Origin of the sequence: Micromonospora sp. CA-248212 (genome assembly GCF_050948405.1) — a bacterium.
In the GTDB taxonomy this organism is placed as follows: domain Bacteria; phylum Actinomycetota; class Actinomycetes; order Mycobacteriales; family Micromonosporaceae; genus Micromonospora.
This window is the reverse complement of sequence record NZ_CP192023.1, coordinates 849,730-866,459: the sequence shown is the minus strand read 5'-3', so window position 1 is coordinate 866,459 and position 16,730 is coordinate 849,730. Positions and strand designations below refer to the sequence as shown.

16 protein-coding genes are annotated in these 16,730 nt (G+C 70.4%); 3 read left to right on the top strand and 13 right to left on the bottom strand.

What is annotated here, in order from left to right; all coding sequences use genetic code 11:
- Positions 1–284 precede the first annotated feature (284 nt).
- The gene (locus ACQP03_RS04105; RefSeq protein WP_355048938.1) at positions 285–602 is read left to right on the top strand and encodes a hypothetical protein; all 318 of its coding nucleotides are present in this window, start codon (positions 285–287) and stop codon (positions 600–602) included.
- Positions 603–608: 6 nt separating this feature from the next.
- Here the strand turns inward: ACQP03_RS04105 and ACQP03_RS04100 are convergent, their stop codons facing one another.
- Positions 609–1,682, bottom strand: coding sequence for an adenosine deaminase (locus ACQP03_RS04100; protein ID WP_357130386.1), 1,074 nt, complete (start codon positions 1,680–1,682; stop codon positions 609–611).
- A 44-nt stretch (positions 1,683–1,726) separates the two neighbouring features.
- Positions 1,727–2,140, bottom strand: coding sequence for a PPOX class F420-dependent oxidoreductase (locus tag ACQP03_RS04095; protein ID WP_357397239.1), 414 nt, complete (start codon positions 2,138–2,140; stop codon positions 1,727–1,729).
- Between the two features lie 59 nt (positions 2,141–2,199).
- Here ACQP03_RS04095 and ACQP03_RS04090 point away from each other — a divergent pair, with 59 nt between their 5' ends.
- A complete protein-coding gene (locus ACQP03_RS04090) occupies positions 2,200–2,691 on the top strand; it encodes a MarR family winged helix-turn-helix transcriptional regulator (RefSeq protein ID WP_357130392.1) in 492 nt (163 codons plus the stop codon).
- 1 nt (position 2,692) lies between these two features.
- Positions 2,693–3,601 (top strand): putative RNA methyltransferase, encoded by a 909-nt coding sequence (locus tag ACQP03_RS04085; protein WP_357397243.1) that lies wholly within the window; start codon positions 2,693–2,695, stop codon positions 3,599–3,601.
- A gap of 2 nt (positions 3,602–3,603) precedes the next feature.
- Here the strand turns inward: ACQP03_RS04085 and ACQP03_RS04080 are convergent, their stop codons facing one another.
- The 11 genes from ACQP03_RS04080 to ACQP03_RS04030 all read right to left on the bottom strand — a co-directional run bounded on the left by ACQP03_RS04080 (position 3,604) and on the right by ACQP03_RS04030 (position 16,630).
- A complete protein-coding gene (locus ACQP03_RS04080; RefSeq protein ID WP_357130398.1) occupies positions 3,604–4,284 on the bottom strand; it encodes a DUF4272 domain-containing protein in 681 nt (226 codons plus the stop codon).
- A gap of 91 nt (positions 4,285–4,375) precedes the next feature.
- Positions 4,376–5,656: a thymidine phosphorylase gene (locus ACQP03_RS04075; protein WP_357397250.1), complete on the bottom strand. Its 1,281-nt coding sequence runs from the start codon at positions 5,654–5,656 to the stop codon at positions 4,376–4,378.
- 134 nt (positions 5,657–5,790) lie between these two features.
- The gene (locus ACQP03_RS04070) at positions 5,791–6,495 is read right to left on the bottom strand and encodes a cytidine deaminase (RefSeq protein ID WP_357171840.1); all 705 of its coding nucleotides are present in this window, start codon (positions 6,493–6,495) and stop codon (positions 5,791–5,793) included.
- A gap of 113 nt (positions 6,496–6,608) precedes the next feature.
- Entirely contained in the window at positions 6,609–7,886 is a 1,278-nt protein-coding gene (locus tag ACQP03_RS04065) for an ABC transporter permease (protein WP_357171841.1), read from the bottom strand.
- A gap of 3 nt (positions 7,887–7,889) precedes the next feature.
- Positions 7,890–9,239, bottom strand: coding sequence for an ABC transporter permease (locus ACQP03_RS04060; protein ID WP_357398670.1), 1,350 nt, complete (start codon positions 9,237–9,239; stop codon positions 7,890–7,892).
- Entirely contained in the window at positions 9,236–10,810 is a 1,575-nt protein-coding gene (locus tag ACQP03_RS04055) for an ABC transporter ATP-binding protein (RefSeq protein ID WP_433460312.1), read from the bottom strand. The genes ACQP03_RS04060 and ACQP03_RS04055 overlap by 4 nt, the downstream gene beginning before the upstream one ends.
- Positions 10,811–11,069: 259 nt before the next feature.
- Complete coding sequence (locus ACQP03_RS04050) at positions 11,070–12,137, bottom strand: BMP family lipoprotein (protein WP_357124713.1); 1,068 nt, start codon at positions 12,135–12,137, stop codon at positions 11,070–11,072.
- Positions 12,138–12,415: 278 nt separating this feature from the next.
- Positions 12,416–12,763 (bottom strand): hypothetical protein, encoded by a 348-nt coding sequence (locus ACQP03_RS04045; RefSeq protein ID WP_355048948.1) that lies wholly within the window; start codon positions 12,761–12,763, stop codon positions 12,416–12,418.
- A 68-nt stretch (positions 12,764–12,831) separates the two neighbouring features.
- Entirely contained in the window at positions 12,832–13,743 is a 912-nt protein-coding gene (locus ACQP03_RS04040) for a sugar ABC transporter permease (RefSeq protein WP_433460309.1), read from the bottom strand.
- Positions 13,740–15,380, bottom strand: coding sequence for an ABC transporter permease subunit (locus ACQP03_RS04035; RefSeq protein WP_433460307.1), 1,641 nt, complete (start codon positions 15,378–15,380; stop codon positions 13,740–13,742). Before ACQP03_RS04035 ends, ACQP03_RS04040 begins: the two co-directional genes overlap by 4 nt.
- Complete coding sequence (locus tag ACQP03_RS04030; protein WP_363661273.1) at positions 15,380–16,630, bottom strand: sugar ABC transporter substrate-binding protein; 1,251 nt, start codon at positions 16,628–16,630, stop codon at positions 15,380–15,382. The genes ACQP03_RS04035 and ACQP03_RS04030 overlap by 1 nt, the downstream gene beginning before the upstream one ends.
- Between the last annotated feature and the right edge of the window lie 100 nt (positions 16,631–16,730).

The window sequence follows — 16,730 nt, the reverse complement described above, 5'->3', positions numbered from 1 at the left end:
TGCTCGCCGGCCCCTCAGGCTCCGGAAAGTCGTACATAGCGCAGCAAACCGGCTTACCTGTGCTGTGCCTTGACGACTTCTACAAAGACGGCGATGACCCTACGTTGCCGCGACGAAACGGCCAGGTCGATTGGGAATCGCCGCAGTCCTGGGACGCCTCCACGGCCGTCGAAACGATTGCGCGACTGGCCCGCGAGGGACGTGCCGATGTGCCGGTTTATGCGATCGGCGCGGATCGACGGGTGGCCACCCGGCCATTTGATGTCGACGGATCGCCACTTTTCGTGGCCGAAGGGATTTTCGCCGCCGAGATCGTCGAGGAGTGCCGCCGCCGTGGGCTGCTCGCCGGGGCGTACGCGCTGCGCCGCCCGCGCGGAGCGACGTTCCTGCGCCGACTGGCCCGGGACCTGTCCGAGCAGCGCAAGGCGCCCCGGGTGCTGGTCCGGCGCGGCGTGGCCCTGCTGCGGGCCGAACCCGAGGTGCTGCGCCGCCAGACCGGGTTGGGCGCCGAGGCGGCCCGGGCCCGGGAGGTGCTGCGCCGGGTGGCCGGCCTGCTCGCCGGCCACCACACCCACCACCGACAGGACCACCCGCACGGTTGACGAGGATCAGGCCAGCAGCTTGGCGTACGCCGGCTTGATCACCTCGTCGATGATCCGCAGCCGCTCGTCGAACGGGATGAAGGCGCTCTTCATCGCGTTGATGGTGAACCACTGCAACTCGCGCCAGCCGTAGCCGAACGTCTCCACCAGCAGCGACATCTCCCGCGACATCGACGTGCCGCTCATCAGCCGGTTGTCGGTGTTGACGGTGGCCCGGAACCGCAGGTCCCGCAGCAGACCGATCGGGTGCTCGGCGATCGAGGCCACGGCACCGGTCTGCACGTTCGACGACGGGCACAGCTCCAGGGGAATCCGCTTGTCCCGGACGTACGCGGCCAGCCGACCGAGCGTGCCGTCCGGGGCGATGTCGTCCACGATCCGTACGCCGTGACCGAGCCGGTCCGCGCCGCACCACTGGATCGCCTGCCAGATCGACGGCAGCCCGAACGCCTCACCGGCGTGGATGGTGAAGTGGAAGTTCTCCCGCTGGAGGTATTCGAAGGCGTCCAGGTGGCGGGTGGGCGGGAAGCCCGCCTCCGCGCCGGCGATGTCGAAGCCGACCACGCCGGCGTCCCGGTGCCGCACGGCCAGCTCGGCGATCTCCTGCGAGCGGGCCGCGTGCCGCATGGCGGTGAGCAGCGTGCCCACCCGGATGGTCAGGCCCGCCTCGGCGGCCTGGGCGGTTCCCTCGGCGAACCCGGCCAGCACGGCCTCGACGACCTCGTCCAGGGTCAGGTCCCGCTCCAGGTGCTGCTCGGGAGCGAAGCGGACCTCGGCGTAGACGACGCCGTCGGTGGCCAGGTCCAGCGCGCACTCGCGCGCCACCCGGCGCAACGCCGGTCCGGTCTGCATGACCGCCACGGTGTGCGCGAACGTCTCCAGGTAGCGCTCCAGCGACCCCGAGTCGGCGGCCGCGGAGAACCAGCGTCCGAGCGCCTCGGGGTCGGTGGTGGGCAGCTCGTGCCCCGCCTCGGCCGCCAACTCCACGATCGTCGCGGGACGCAGCCCGCCGTCGAGGTGATCGTGCAGCAGCGCCTTCGGGACCTTGACGATGTCCTCGTACCGGATAGTTGCGACCATGCCCAGACCCTAGTCACCTGCGGCGGTCGGCCACGCCAGCCCGCTCATCCGAGCCAGCCGTAGACGCGGTCGACGGCGAGTCGCAGGACCACCCGCCCGTCGGCGACCATCGCGGCGCGGTAGTCCGCCCAATCCGGGTGGTCGCCGCGGATCCCCCGGTAGACCTCGACCAGTTCGTCGACCTCCGCGTCGCCGGTCGCCGATGCCGGCTCGGTGAGCGTCACGGTTCCCTCGGCGACCACGTACGCGCCGCCGTCCGGCGTGGTCACGTGGAAGCTGGCCCGGGGGTCACGGCGCAGGTTGCGCACCTTGGCCCGGTCGCCCGTGGTGGAGCAGCGGATCAGCCCGGGTTCGGCCAGGTAGTCGAGGTTCGACAGTTGGGGTCGGCCGTCGCGGCGCAGGGTGACGAGCACGCCGCGCCCTCGGGCGCCGAAGAGGTCCCACAATTTGGTTGACATGTCATCGACCGTAGGAGGCGACTCGATGACATGTCAACCAAGACGTTAGGCTGAGCGGCATGGAAGCGACCCGATGGCTGGACGAACGCCAGGACCGCGCCTGGCGGGGCTACCGCCGGATGCGTCGCCTGCTCGACCTGGAACTGGCCCGGGAGCTGACCCAGGACGCCGGCCTGTCCGAGCCGGACTACGACGTGCTCTCCGACCTCTCCGAGACGCCGCAGGGCCGGCTGCGTCTCAGCGAACTTGCCGACCGGATGCTCTGGTCCCGCAGTCGACTCTCGCACCACCTGACCCGGATGCAGCAGCGCGGCCTGGTGACCCGGCAGGAGTGCCCGGACGACGCCCGTGGCGCGATCGTCGTGCTCACCCGGGCCGGTCGGAACGCCATCGAGGCCGCCGCCCCCGGCCACGTGAGCGCCGTCCGGCAGCACTTCCTCGACCTGCTCACCCCGGCCGAGGTCGAGGCGCTCGGCGCGTTCACCCACCGGGTCGTCGACCACCTCGCGCAGAGCCGCGCGCCCCGTCCCCGCCGGGGCCCGGAGGCCTGACGTGGACCCGCGCATCCTCGACCGGCTGAGCTGCCCGGTCTGCGGCGAACCGCTGGCCGAGACCGCCGCCGGCAACGCCCGTGCGCTGCGCTGCCCACGCCGGCACACCTTCGACGTCGCGCGTCAGGGCTACGTGAACCTGCTCACCGGTCGGGCGCCGCACGTCGGCGACAGCGCCGAGATGGTCGCCGCACGCGCGGAGTTCCAGGCCGCTGGCCACTACGACATCATCTCGACGGCGCTCGCCGCCGCCGCGACCGAGGCAGTCGCGCGGCTTCGCGCCACGCCCGCTTCCGAGGAGCCAACAGCAGGGGTACGCATCGAGCGCTCTGACGCGTACCCCCTGGTGGTGGACGCCGGCGCGGGCACGGGCCGCTACCTCGGCGCGGTGCTGGCGGCGCTGCCGGACGCCGTGGGTCTGGCCCTGGACGTCGCCAAACCGGCGCTGCGACGCGCGGCGCGGGCGCACCCCCGGGCGGCTGCGGCCCTCGCCGACACCTGGCAGCGGTTGCCCCTGGCCGACGGTGCGGCGGCGGTGCTGCTGAACGTGTTCGCCCCGCGCAACGGCCCGGAGTTCCACCGGGTGCTCGACCGCGCCGGCACGCTGCTGGTGGTGACGCCCGCCGACGAGCACCTCACCGAGTTGGTGGACGCCCTGCGCCTGCTCCGGGTGGACCCGGACAAGGCCGACCGGGTGACCGCCACCCTGGGCGGCCACTTCACGCCGGTCAACTCGACCGTGCACCGTGCGGAACTGACCCTGACCCGGCCGGAGGTCGCCACGCTGGTCGGGATGGGTCCGAGCGCCTGGCACACCGACCCGGCCGCGCTCGCCGAACGGCTGGCCGCGCTGCCCGAGCCCGCCCGGGTGTCCGTGGCGGTCCGGCTGGACGCCTACCGGCCCCGCTGACCTCAGGTCGAGAGGTCGACCTCTTCCCAACCGGGCGGCTCGTCGTGGTACGGCCCGCGCAGGATCACCGCCCACTCCAGCGCCCAGCGCCGCTGCCCGATCGCGTTGGCGTCGACCAGGCCCGGCAGGGGGCGACCGTTGCGCTCGGTCTCCAGGTACGCCCAGTCCAGGCAGTAGTGCAGGTCGAGCAGGGCCGCCGCGTCGGCCGGATGCTGCGGCGCGGCGAGGATGCGGGACTGCCAGCGCCCGAAGGTCTCCCCCTCGGCGATGTGCGGCAGCCGCTCGACCAGCCGATCGTCCACCGCCAGAGTGGGGTCGAGCTGCTTGCTCAGCCCCAGCACCCAGGCCAGCGCGAAGAGCGCGTCGTGGTGCAGCACGAACGAGCGGTGGTCACCCTTGCCGCCCATCACGAACTGCCACTCGGGTGGGGTGACCATCTCGACCAGGTGCGAGCCGAGCAGCCAGCTCATCGCCGCCTGCGGGGGCATCCCGAAGCAGCGGGCCAGGATGAGGTGCAGCACGGCGATCCGGGCCTCGATCTCGGCCCGGGGACGCAGCTCGATCGCGTCACCCGGCTCCCACACGAGCGGAAACTGGGCCGGTGGCAGCGGCAGACCGAGCCGGGACAGCTCGTCCAGGCTCGCCTCGCGCACCTCGCGCGGGTCGGGGGCAGGTACGGTCACGGGGCAACTTCCTGTCTGCACGCGACGCCTTTGGCCTGCGACAATAGCGCTCCCAGGTGACTGGCACCACGCCGGCCCGACCCCGGCCCGGTCAGCCGATCCGCTCGATGACCAGCGGTGCCGCGCTCGGCGCGGTCGGCGCAATGTGCACCGCGCGACTTGCCTCCGCCAGAGCCGCCGGAATTCGGGTCGAATCCTCCGCGCGCAGCTCGTAGAGAGGGTCGCCGGCCCGCACCGCGTCGCCCGGCCGCCGGTGCAACACCACACCGGCCGGCACGCTGACCGGATCCTCCTTGCGGGCCCGGCCCGCGCCGAGCCGCCAGGCCGCAACCCCCATGGCGTACGCGTCGACGGCCGCCACGTATCCGTCCCGGTCGGCCCGGACCACCTCGACCTCGGGGGCGGCCGGCATGGGCGCGTCCGGGTCGCCGCCCTGCGCCCGGACCATCGCCCGCCAGGAGTCCATCGCCCGCCCGTCGCGCAGGGCGGCCTCCGGGTCGGCGTCCGGCAGGCCGGCGGCGTCGAGCATCTCCCGGGCCAGCGCGAGGGTCAGCTCCACCACGTCGGCGGGGCCGCCCCCGGCCAGCACCTCGACCGACTCGGTCACCTCGACGGCGTTGCCGATGGCCAGGCCGAGCGGGGTCGACATGTCGGTGAGCAGGGCGACCGTCCGGACGCCGTGCGCGCCACCCAGCTCCACCATCGTGCGGGCCAGCTCGCGCGCCTGGTCGACGGACTTCATGAAGGCGCCCGAGCCGACCTTGACGTCGAGGACCAGCGCGCCGGTGCCCTCGGCGATCTTCTTGCTCATGATCGAGCTGGCGATCAGCGGGATCGCCTCGACGGTGCCGGTCACGTCGCGCAGCGCGTACAGCTTGCGGTCGGCGGGAGCCAGCCCCGCGCCCGCCGCGCAGATCACCGCGCCGACCTCGCCGAGCTGGCTGATGAACTCGTCGTTGGTCAGCGCGGCCCGCCAGCCCGGAATGGACTCCAGCTTGTCCAGCGTTCCGCCGGTGTGCCCGAGGCCGCGCCCGCTGAGCTGCGGAACGGCCGCTCCGCAGGCGGCCACCAACGGGGTGAGCGGCAGGGTGATCTTGTCGCCGACGCCGCCGGTCGAGTGCTTGTCGACGGTGGGACGCCGGACGGCCGAGAGGTCGAGCCGCTCACCGCTGGCGATCATCGCGGCGGTCCACCGGGCGATCTCCGGGCCGGTCATGCCGTTGAGCAGGATGGCCATGGCCAGCGCCGACATCTGCTCGTCGGCGACGCCCCCCCGGGTGTAGGCGTCCATCACCCAGTCGATCTGCGCGTCCGACAGCACACCCCCGTCCCGCTTCACCCGAATAACATCAACAGCAGCAAAACTCATCAGAAGATCTTCCTAGTCCGTTGTAGATCCCGACCCACGCACGACGACCAGGTCGGGGGGCGGGGGCCGACCGTGCCCGGCGGAGGGATCAAGCCTGACCGCCCGGAGCCGGGCACGGTCGGCCCAATCCCCAAAGCTCAGCCCCAACGAACCGGGATCTCCAGAGGCGGCTCCCCCTCGCCGGCCCAGAAGATCGTGCCGGTCTCGTCCACCACGACGACCCGGGGCGTCCGGGCCATTCCCCAGGTGATCGCCTCGGCGGGATCGTCCCAGCTCGGCGCCTCCTCCAGCACACCGGTCTCGGCGCCCGCGTCGTCCCCGGCCGACCGCTCCCAGTACGCCGTCCAGACCTGCTGCCCGGCGGACATGTCCGGGTGCACGAAGACGGTGCCGCGACCGCGCCAGGCGGCCAGCCGCTCCGGGACGACCGGCACCGGCGTCTCACCGGTGACCGCCTCCAGGTCCTGGACGCCGAAGGCGTGCGGCAGCAGCTCGGCCATCCGCAGCGGGCGGGTCTTCGTCTCGATCAGGCACTCCGGGCCGCCGTTCTCCCAGAGGAGTTGCCGGCACCGGCCGCACGGCATCAGCGGCTCGCCGGTGGCGTCGACGCAGGAGAGCGCGACGAGCCGACCGCCACCGGTGGCGTGCAGGCTGGACACCACTCCGCACTCGGCGCAGAGCGTCACTCCGTACGCGGCGTTCTCCACGTTGCATCCGACCACCACACGACCGTCGTCGACCAGCGCGGCCGCGCCGACGGGAAAGGTCGAGTACGGGGCGTACGCGTGCCGCATCGCCTCAACGGCGGCAGCGCGCAACCGCGCCCAGTCAATGTCGCTCATAGCACCATTCTCCGGAAAAACCCCCAACCCCTGCAGCGGTGATCAAGAGGTTTGCGTCAGGAACGGCGATGTTCCTGACGCAAACCTCTTGATCAACACAACGAGGGTGGGTGTCAGCCCTTGATGTACGGCTTGCCGTCGGCGGCGGGCGCCCGGACCCGACCGACCAGGCCGGCGACCGCCAGGATGGTCGCCAGATAGGGCAGCATGGCCAGGAACTGGCTGGGGATCGAGCTGTTGATCGCGCTCAGGTAGGTGGCGAGCTGGTCGGCGAAGCCGAAGAAGAGCGCGGCGAGCAGCGCCCCGGTCGGGTTCCACCGGCCGAAGATGAGCGCGGCCAACGCGATGAAGCCCTTGCCGCCGATCATGTTCTTGGTGAACGAGTAGAGCGCCAGCGTGTACGACGCGCCGCCGATACCGGCGACCACACCGGCCAGCAGCACGTTGCGGTAGCGCACCCGCAGCACCCTGACCCCGAGCGTGTCGGCGGCGATCGGGTGCTCGCCCACCGATCGGGTCCGCAGCCCCCACCGGGTCCGGAACAGCCCGATGTGGATCACCAGCACCAGGAGCAGGCCGACGTAGAGGAAGATGTTGCCGCGGAACAGCGCCGGCCCGAGCACCGGGATGTCCTTGAGCAGGGGGATCTCCCAGTTGCTGAAGCGCGGCGCGCTGTTGTACTTCTCCGCGTCGGTCTGCATCAGCCGCTCGTAGAGGAAGCCGGTGACGCCGACCGCGAGCAGGTTCAGCACGATGCCCATGACGACCTGGTCCACCAGGTAGCGGATGGCGAAGACGGCCAGCAGCAGCGAGATGAACGCGCCACCGATGGCGGCGGCGACCAGGCCCACCCAGACGTTGCCGGAGAGGCTGCCGAACAGGGCGCCGCTGAACGCGCCCATCAGCAACTGCCCCTCGATGGCCACGTTGACCACGCCGGACCGCTCGCAGAGCACACCGGCGAGCGCGCCGAAGATCAGCGGCAGGGCCAGGATGAACGTGCCCCGGATGATGTTGACCAGCGGCATGAAGTTCTGCCCGGTCGGCGCGGCGGAGACCTGCCAGCAGAGGAAGGAGAGCACGAAGGCGACCAGCCCGACGCCGAGCACCGGCAGGAACCAGCGCTTCGGCACCCCGGCGAGCAGGGCCGCGCCGGCGGCGATCGCGATGATCCCGAACAGGATCGCGCCGATCGTGCCGTTGATCTCCAAGGCGGCGCCGGCCGCGTCGTCGCTGAGCGTGAACCGGGCCTGCTGGTCGGTGGCGAGCGCACCGAACAGCACCGCCGCCAGCAGGCCGAGTGCCGTCAGCGTGAGGCCGACCTTGCGGGTCCGGGTCCAGAAACCCTCGTCGACGCCGACCGCGACGTCGGGGACAGCCATGGTGGACATGCGTTACCAGCCCTTCGCCAGGCTCGTCTGCAACCGGGCGGCCCGTGCGGCCCGGAGCTGGAAGATCGCCTTCACCAGGGCGGGTGCGGCGATGAAGATGACGATCAGCGCCTGAAGCACGGTCACCAGCTCCAGCGAGATGCCGGAGTACGACTGCATCCGGTTACCGCCGGCCTGGAGCGCACCGAACAGCAGCGCGGCGAGCAGCACTCCCCACGGCTTCACCCGGCCGAGCAGCGCCACCAGGATGCCGTCGAAGCCGATCTGCGCCACCACCAGCGGCGTCAACGCGCTGGCCGTCGAGCCGAGCACCATGTTCGAGCCGCCAAGACCGGCCAGGATCCCGGAGAAAACCATGATCAAGATGTACGTCCGGGTCACGCTGATGCCGGCGGTCCGCGCGGCGTCCGGGTTGGCGCCGACCGCCCGCAACTCGAAGCCGAGGGTGGACCGGTTCAGCAGCCAGGCGACCGCCCAGGTGGCCAGCACGGCGAGCAGGATGCCGGCGTGCACCCGCAGGTTGTCACCGAGCAGACGGGGCAGCTGGGCGGAGGTGTCCACCGCCTTGCTGATCGCGTCGGTCCGGGTCGGATCCTGCACGCCGTTCTGCACGATGAGCCAGGTCAGGAAGTACGTGGCGACGTAGTTGAGCATGATCGTGTTGATCACCTCGTGGGCGCCCGCGCGGGCCTTGAGGATGCCCGGGATGAAGCCCCAGATCGCCCCGCCCAGCGCGCCGGCGAGCACCGCCACCAGCAGGTGCAGGCCGGGCGGCAGCGGCAGCAGGAAGCCGGCCAGTGCGGCCAGGATGACGCCGACGGTCGCCTGACCCTGCGCGCCGATGTTGAACAGGCCGCCACGGAAGGCCAGCGCCACCGCCAGGCCGGTGAAGACCAGCGGCGCGGCGTACGTCAGCGTCTCGGAGATCGGCGCGAGCACCGCCTGCCAGCCGTTGCTGCCGTTCACCCAGCCGGAGAACGCCTCGGGGTCGAAGATCGAGCCCTTGAACAGGTTGGCGTACGCCTCGCTCACCAGCGTCCAGCTCGAACTGAACGCGTCCGAGGGGCGGGCGGTGATGTAGGTGTAGGTGTGCAGCACGTCCGGGTCGGAGACGACCATCAACACCGCGCCGACGACGATCGCCAGCACCAGCGACAACAGGGTCACCGTGAAGGTGTTGGCCGCCCAGAGGTTGTCCAGGAAGAGCCGGCCCAGGGACGGCTTCGGCTCCGGCGTCTTCTCCGTCGTGGTCGTGCCGGCCCGCTCGGTGTTGCAGAGGGCGTTCTGCGCCGCCTGCGCCTCGCTCGCCGGCTCCTTGTCCGGAGAGCCCGACTGCGGATTGGGGTTGGTCATGCCTCGTCCTCGCTCGCGGGGCCGTCGGCGCGCGCCGGACCCCCGTCGGCCGCGCCACCAGCGGTAGCCGTGCCGGGCTGGGCTGCGGTGCCGGCGGTGGTCGCGTCGGGCTCGGCCGGCGTGCCCGCGCCCGCCGCGTCCGGGTGGATGCCGGCCATCAACAGACCGATCTCCTCACGCGGGGTCTCCGGGCCGACGATGCCGATGATCCGTCCCCGGTACATCACCGCGATCCGGTCGGCCAGCCCGACCACCTCGTCCAGCTCGCTGGACACCACCATGACGGCGGTGCCGATGTCCCGCTCGTGGATGATCTGGCTGTGGATGAACTCGATCGACCCGACGTCCACGCCACGGGTGGGTTGGGCGGCGATGAAGAGCTTCAGCGGCCGGGACAGCTCCCGTGCCACGATCACCTTCTGCTGGTTGCCACCGGAGAGGGTGCCCACCGCCGCGTCCGCCGATGAGGTACGGACGTCGAACTGCTCGATCCGCTCCCGGGCCGACGACGCGATGGCGTCGGGCTTCAGGGCGAGCCCGCTGCCGAAGGGTGGCCGGTCGTAGATGTCCAGCACCAGGTTCTCGGCGACGCTGAACTCCTTGACCAGGCCGTCCACGCTGCGGTCCTCGGGTACGTAGCCGACGCCGGCCCGGAGCACCCGCTTGGGCGTCCAGCCGTCGATCCGGTCACCGCCCAGGCTGACCGTGCCGGCGAGCACCGGGCGCAGACCCATGATCGCCTCAATCAGCTCCGTCTGGCCGTTGCCCTGCACGCCCGCCACGCCGAGCACCTCGCCCGCCCGTACGGTCAGGTCCACGCCGTCGACCGCCCGGATCTGCCGGTCGTCGTCGACGACCAGCCCGGCCACCTCCAGCACCGGCTCGCCCGGCGTGGCCGGCGACTTGTCGACCGTGAGGCGCACGCTGCGGCCCACCATCAGCGCGGCCAGCTCGTCGCGGCTGGTCTCCGGGGAGGCCGCGCCGACCGTCTTCCCGCGTCGGATCACCGTGATCCGGTCGGCGATCGCCTTGACCTCGCCCAGCTTGTGGGTGATGAAGACGATCGACTTGCCGGCCGCCTTGAGCGACCGCATGACCGTCAACAGCTCGTCGGTCTCCTGCGGGGTGAGCACCGCGGTCGGCTCGTCCAGGATGAGCAGGTCGACGTCGCGGGTGAGGGCCTTGACGATCTCCACACGCTGCTGGATGCCGACCGGCAGGTCCTCGATCACCGCGTCGGGGTCGACCCGCAGGTTGTAGCGCTCGGACACCTCCGTGACCTCGCGCCGGGCCCGCCGCCGGTCCAGGAAGCCGGCGATACCGCCCCGGACCTGCTCCGCACCGAGCATGATGTTCTCGGCGACGGTGAACACCGGCACCAGCATGAAGTGCTGGTGCACCATGCCGATCCCGGCCGCGATGGCGTCGGACGGCCCCTTCAGCCGCAGCGGCGTGCCGTCGACCAGGATCTCGCCCTCGTCGGGCTGGTAGAGCCCGTAGAGCACGTTCATCAGGGTCGACTTGCCCGCGCCGTTCTCGCCGAGCAGGGCGTGAATCTCTCCAGGCTCCACCGTCAGATCGATGTGGTCGTTGGCGACCAGATCACCGAACCGCTTGGTGATGCCGCGCAGTTCGAGTCTCAGCGCAACCTCCTGGAGTGCGAGCGATGGTGCAGCCTAGCTGCCGTCGAACGGGCCGGAACGCCTGGCCGACGCGGTGCGCGATCGGCCGCTCCGACCCCCACGGTCACCGCGGGGCCGAAGCGGCCGATCGGTCGTACCTGTGCCCACCGACCTCTCCGATGATCTCACCGGAGAGGTCGGCCGGACGTCACTTGGTCGGCTGGGCCTTCGAGGTGACGGTGATGGTGCCGGCGGCGATGTCCGCCTTGATCTTGTCGACCTCGGACTTCAGCTCGGCCGGAACCTTGCTGTCGAAGTCGTGGTACGGGGCGATCGAGACACCGGTGTTGGCCAGGGTGCCGACGAAGCCGGGGTTGGCCTGCAGCTTCTCGCCACCGGCGGCCTTGACCACAGCCTCCTTGACGGCCTCCGGGATGTTCTTCACCACGGTGGTGATGATCGCGCCGCAGTCCGGGGTGCTCTCGCAGCCGTCGACGTCCACCCAGATGGTGTTGTACTTGCCGCCGGAGGCCTTGGCCGCCGCGGTGGTGCCGAGGCCGGAGCCGCCGGCGACCGGCATGATGATGTCCGCGCCCTGGGCGACCAGCGCGTCGGAGACCTTCTTGCCCTCGTCCTGCTTGGCGAAGTCGTTGGTGAAGGAGCCCTTCTGGGTCTCCTTGTTCCAGCCCAGCGCCTGGACGTTCTTCTTCTTGGTGGTGTTGTAGTACGCCACGCCGTCGACGAAGCCGTCCATGAAGATCGTCACCGGCGGGATCGGCAGACCGCCGTAGGTGCCCACCTTGCCGGACTTGCTCATCCCGGCGGCGAGGTAACCGGCCTGGAACGCGGCCTGGGCGGTGTCGAACTGCATCGGGTAGATGTTGGCGTCACCCGGCTGGGCGTCGACGATGCCGAACTGCTGGTTCGGGTTCGCCTTGGCGATCTTGGAGGTGGCGTTGGCCATCAGGCCACCGACGGCCAGGATGAAGTCGCACTTCTGGTTGACGTACTGCGTCAGGTTGGGCTCGTAGTCGGCCTCGGCCTTCGACGCGACGTACTTGATGTCGATGTTGTCGTTGGCGGCCTTGGCCTCCTGCAGACCCTTCCAGGCCGAGGTGTTGAACGACTTGTCGTCGATGCCGCCGACGTCGGTCACCATGCAGGCGCTGAACTTCTTGGCGCCACTGCCGGCGTTCTTGTCATCATCCGGAGCCTCGCCACACGCGGCGGCGCTGAGCACGAGCCCACCTGCCGCGAGGATCGAGGCGATCCGCATCCCACGCACCGAGCGCAAGACGTCTCCTTCCCATTGCACACCGCGCCTAGTGCGGTGGCAGCCCATCAGCCGACCTGCGGGTGTGCCGCCGGCTGTCCCACGTTACGGACGGGAGCGTACGCCCGCGCCCACCCACCGGCCGACAATCGTGCACGACTGTTGAGTGCCTGTTACCCGGGTGTAACCCTTGCGTGGGGCAGATCACTCTTCGTGCTGCTAACCGAGCCCCCAGGTGTCGCGGAAGTCCGGTTTCCGGGGTGCGGTTCCCCCCTCGGACGCTACCGCCAAAAGACCGCCACCGCCGCGTTCACCAGGGTCAGGCCGACGATCGCGAGGAAGTGGCCACGGTTGACCACGTCCCGCTTACGGGAGAAGAAGACCATGACGAAGATCAGCAGCGCGATCACCAACTTCGTCACAAGTTTCGCCGGGTTCGGCTCGTCGTCACCGCCACCGCGCAGGGGCGCGGAGAGCCCGAGGCCGGTCAGCAACTGGATCACGGCGCCCCAGAGCATGGCGGGGTTGATCCGCAGCTTCCCGCTGACGTACTGGGCGATCGAACCGCCGAGCAGCAGGGCGAAGCCGATGAGATGGACATAGAGGAGGATGAGTCGCAGTGCTTCCACGCCGCCCATCCTCCCCTATCAACGACACTTTGTAGTAGTGGGGCCGGCCGGCCGGCGCGTCGAGGGGCTCATCCCTTGACCGCTCCGGAGGTGAGGCCGGAGACGATGAAGCGCTGGAGGAACTGGAAGACCAGCACGGTCGGGATCGCGGTGAGCAGGGTGCCGGCCGCGAAGATGCCGAAGTTGGTGTTCCGCTCGGCGCCCTGCAACATGCCCCGCATGCCGACCGCGAGGGTCTTGGCGTCCGTGTCGGTGAGGAAGACGCTCGCCATCAGGAACTCGTTGATGGTGTTGATGAAGGCGAGCAGCCCGGTCACCGCGAGGATCGGCGCCACCAACGGCAGCATGATCCGGAAGAAGACCTGCGCGTGCGAGGCGCCGTCCACGGTGGCGGACTCGTCCAGCTCGCGGGGCAGGGTGTCGAAGAAGCCCTTCATCAGCCAGGTGTTCACGCCCAGCGCACCACCCAGGTAGAGCAGCAGCAGGCCCCACGGGGTGTTGAAGCCGACGGCCGGCCACAGGTCGGTGATCGTGCCGAAGATCAGGAAGATCGCCACGATCGCCAGGAACTGCGGAAACATCTGGATCAACAGCAACGACAGCAGCCCCACCCGTCGACCCGCAAAGCGCATCCGGGAGAAGGCGTACGCCGCGAGCGCCGAGAGGAACACCGAGGCGAACGAGGCGCCGCCGGCGATGAGCAGCGAATTCAGGAACCAGTGGGCGAACGCGGTACGCGCGAACAGGTCCCCGAAGTTCTCGAACGACACTCCGCCGGTCGGCACCAACTCGGTGGACGAGAGGGTGCCGAGCGGGTTGAGCGCCGCCGAGACGACGAACACGAGCGGGAAGAGGCTGAACAGCACGCCGAGCAGTCCGACCAGGTGCCGCCAACCGACCTGGGCGAACCAACGGCTCCGCCGCCCTCGGACCCGGCGGTCGAGCGTTGTCGGGCGGCTCGGGTTGATGAGCGTGGTCACGCGTACACCTCCTCCTGTTGACGGGTCCGCCGGAAGCTGATGGCCGACACCACGGCGACGATGGCGAAGATGAACAGCGAGATCGCCGCGGCGAAGCCGAACTGTGCCGCCTGCCCACCGAACGCCAGCCGATACGTGTAGGTGATCAGCAGGTCGGTGGCGCCGTTGCCGGGGTTGTCCGCCGGGAACGGCGCACCCTCGGTGGTCAGGTAGATCGCGTTGAAGTTGTTGAAGTTGAACGCGAACGACGAGATCAGCAGCGGCGAGAGCGCGACCAGCAGCAGCGGCAGCGTGACCGCACGGAAGGACTGCCAGGGTGAGGCCCCGTCGACCGAGGTGGCCTCGGTCAACTCCCGGGGGATGGCCTGGAGCGCGCCGGTGGCCACCAGGAACATGTACGGGTAGCCGAGCCAGAGCTGCACCAGGATCACCGCGGCGCGGGCCGTCCAGTCCTGGCCGAACCAGTCGACGCCGAGCCCGAACAGGTTGTTGATCAGCCCGAAGTCGGTGTTGAACATGTCCCGCCAGACCAGCAGCATCGCGAACGACGGCATGGCGTACGGCAGGATCAGCAACATCCGGTAGAGGTTGGTGCCCCGCATCCGGGGCGAGTGCAGCGCGAGCGCGATCAGCAGACCGAGGACGAACGTGCCGCCGGTGGAGCCGATCGCGAAGGCGAAGTTCCAGACCAGCGTGCCGAGGAACGGCCCGGAGATCCGCTCGTCGGTGAGTATCCGGGTGAAGTTGGACAGCCCGACGTTCACCTTCCACCCCTGGGCCAGGCGCTCGCCGTCGGCGGCGACGAACGCGCCGGCTCCGCCGTCCGCAGTCCAGGTCCTGCCGCTGTCACTGTCCCGGACGCAGTCGCAGCCCGCGTCGTACGCCCGCACGGCCCTGCCCTCGTACGCCGGGGACAGGCCGGACGAGCGCAGCGCGCCGCCGGCGGTCGGCACCACCAGGTCGGTGATGTCCCTGCTGCGCGCGCTGGCCTGACCGACGTTCAGCACCGTGTAGCCGTCGGCGGCGGTGACCTTCCCGCCGGGGGCGACGGTGACCCTGCCGGGGTCGAGCGGACGCAGACCGCCGCTGTCGCCGACGGAGACGGTGTCGGTCGCCGGGTCGGTGACCAGGAAGACCAGGGCGCCGGTGGCGGGGTCGCCCTTCGTGGCGACGGACATCGGGTACTGGGCGGAGCCCGCGACCTGCCGCACCGAACTGCTCTGGATCGCGACGATCGCGTCCTCCTTGCTGCCCCGGTGGCCGTCGCCGAAGTTGGTGAAGGCCGTGCTCGCGGTGTAGAGGACCGGCACGATCTGGAAGGCGATCAAAAGGAGCGTGCCCGGGACGAGGTACTTCGCCGGGACGTGCCGGCGGCCCGCGTACAGGTAGAACAGCGCGGCGGTGGTCAGCGCCAGCACCGCCAGCCCGATCCACTGTCCGGCCTCCACGAGCGGGAACGCCGCCCAGATCGCGATCCCGGCCACCAGGCCGAGCAGGATCACCTTCGCGGCGAGGCCGGCCGCGGTGATCGGCGCGTGGTTCCGCGCGGTACGGGACGTGCGCGGGGACCCGGTGCCCACGGGCCCCCGGCCCGGAGCCTGCTGGGCAGTCCCCGGGCCGGACAGCGGCGTACTCATTACTTGATCGAACCGGCGATCATCCGGCCGGCCGCGGTGACCGTGCTGGTCGGATCGGCGCCGCCGATGACGGCGGCCTCCGCCTTGCCGAACGGGTCCCAGATCGCGGCCATGGCCGGGATGGCCGGGAGCACCTGGCCGTTCCTGCCGGCCTCGATGAACTTGGCCAGGTCCGGGTCGCTGCCCTTGACCTGGTCCAGCGCGGCGGTCAACGCCGGCGGACGCGGGTCGGCCTGGTAGAGCGCCACCGCCAGTTCCTGCTTCGCGACGTGGTTGACGACGAACTCCTGGGCGAGCGCCTTGTTCTTGCCCTTGGCCGCCACGTAGAAGGACTGCACGCCGATGAACGGAGCGGCCGCCTTGCCGCCAGCGAAGCCGGGTACGGCGGAGATGTCGTACGCGATGCCGGCCTTCTTCACGTCGGCGGTGGCCCACGGCCCGGAGACCAGGAAGGCGCACTTCTTGCCGGTGAAGGTCGCGGTCGCGTTGGTGTCGGCGATGGATCGCTTCAGCACGCCCTCGCCCTTCTCGCCGAGCGCGGCGATCTTCTTGAACGCGGCGATCGACTCCGGCTTGCCGACGCCGAGGTCCTTCGGGTCGTAGTCCCCGTTCGCGGTGGTGCCGAAGAGGTAGCCGCCGGCAGAGGCGTACAGCGGGTAGATGTGGTACGCGTCGCCCTTCTGTCCGACCTGGAGGCAGAGCGTCTCGGTGACCTTCTTCTGCGCCTTGAGCTGCTTGCCGGCGGCGACCAGGTCCTCGATCGTCTTCGGGGCCTCGGGGGCCAGGTCGGTGTTGCGGATCAGTGCCAGGTTCTCCTGGGCGTACGGCACGCCGTAGAGCTGGCCGTTGAACGTGACGGCCTTGACCGCGCTCTCGCTGAAGGCTGCCTTCTGCTCGGCGGGCAGTTGCACCGGATCGATGGCGCCGTTCTGGACCAGGTTGCCGATCCAGTCGTGCGCGCCGATCACCACGTCCGGGCCACCGCCCTGGCTCGACACGGTGACGAAGTTGTTCTGGAGGTCCTCGTTCGGGACGGCCTGCACCTCGACGGTGACGCCGTTCTCCTGGCCGAACTTCTCGGCGAACGGCTTGAGCGCCGCGGTCCGCTTGTCGTCGGCCCAGATCACCAGTTTGCCGCCGGCGGCCGTGGGGGTTTCCTTCGTGGCCGGCTCGTCGCTGTCGCCACCACAGCCGGAGGCGGCGAGCGCCAGGCCGAGAACGGCAACCACACCCGCGGTACGGATGCGCATCGGTACTCCTGTCGTCATGGCGGGTCCGCCGGGGGAAGGACGCCCCGCCAGTGGAAAGCTGAAAGTTCTTGCTGATTGGCGCAGCGATATTGCCCCGCCG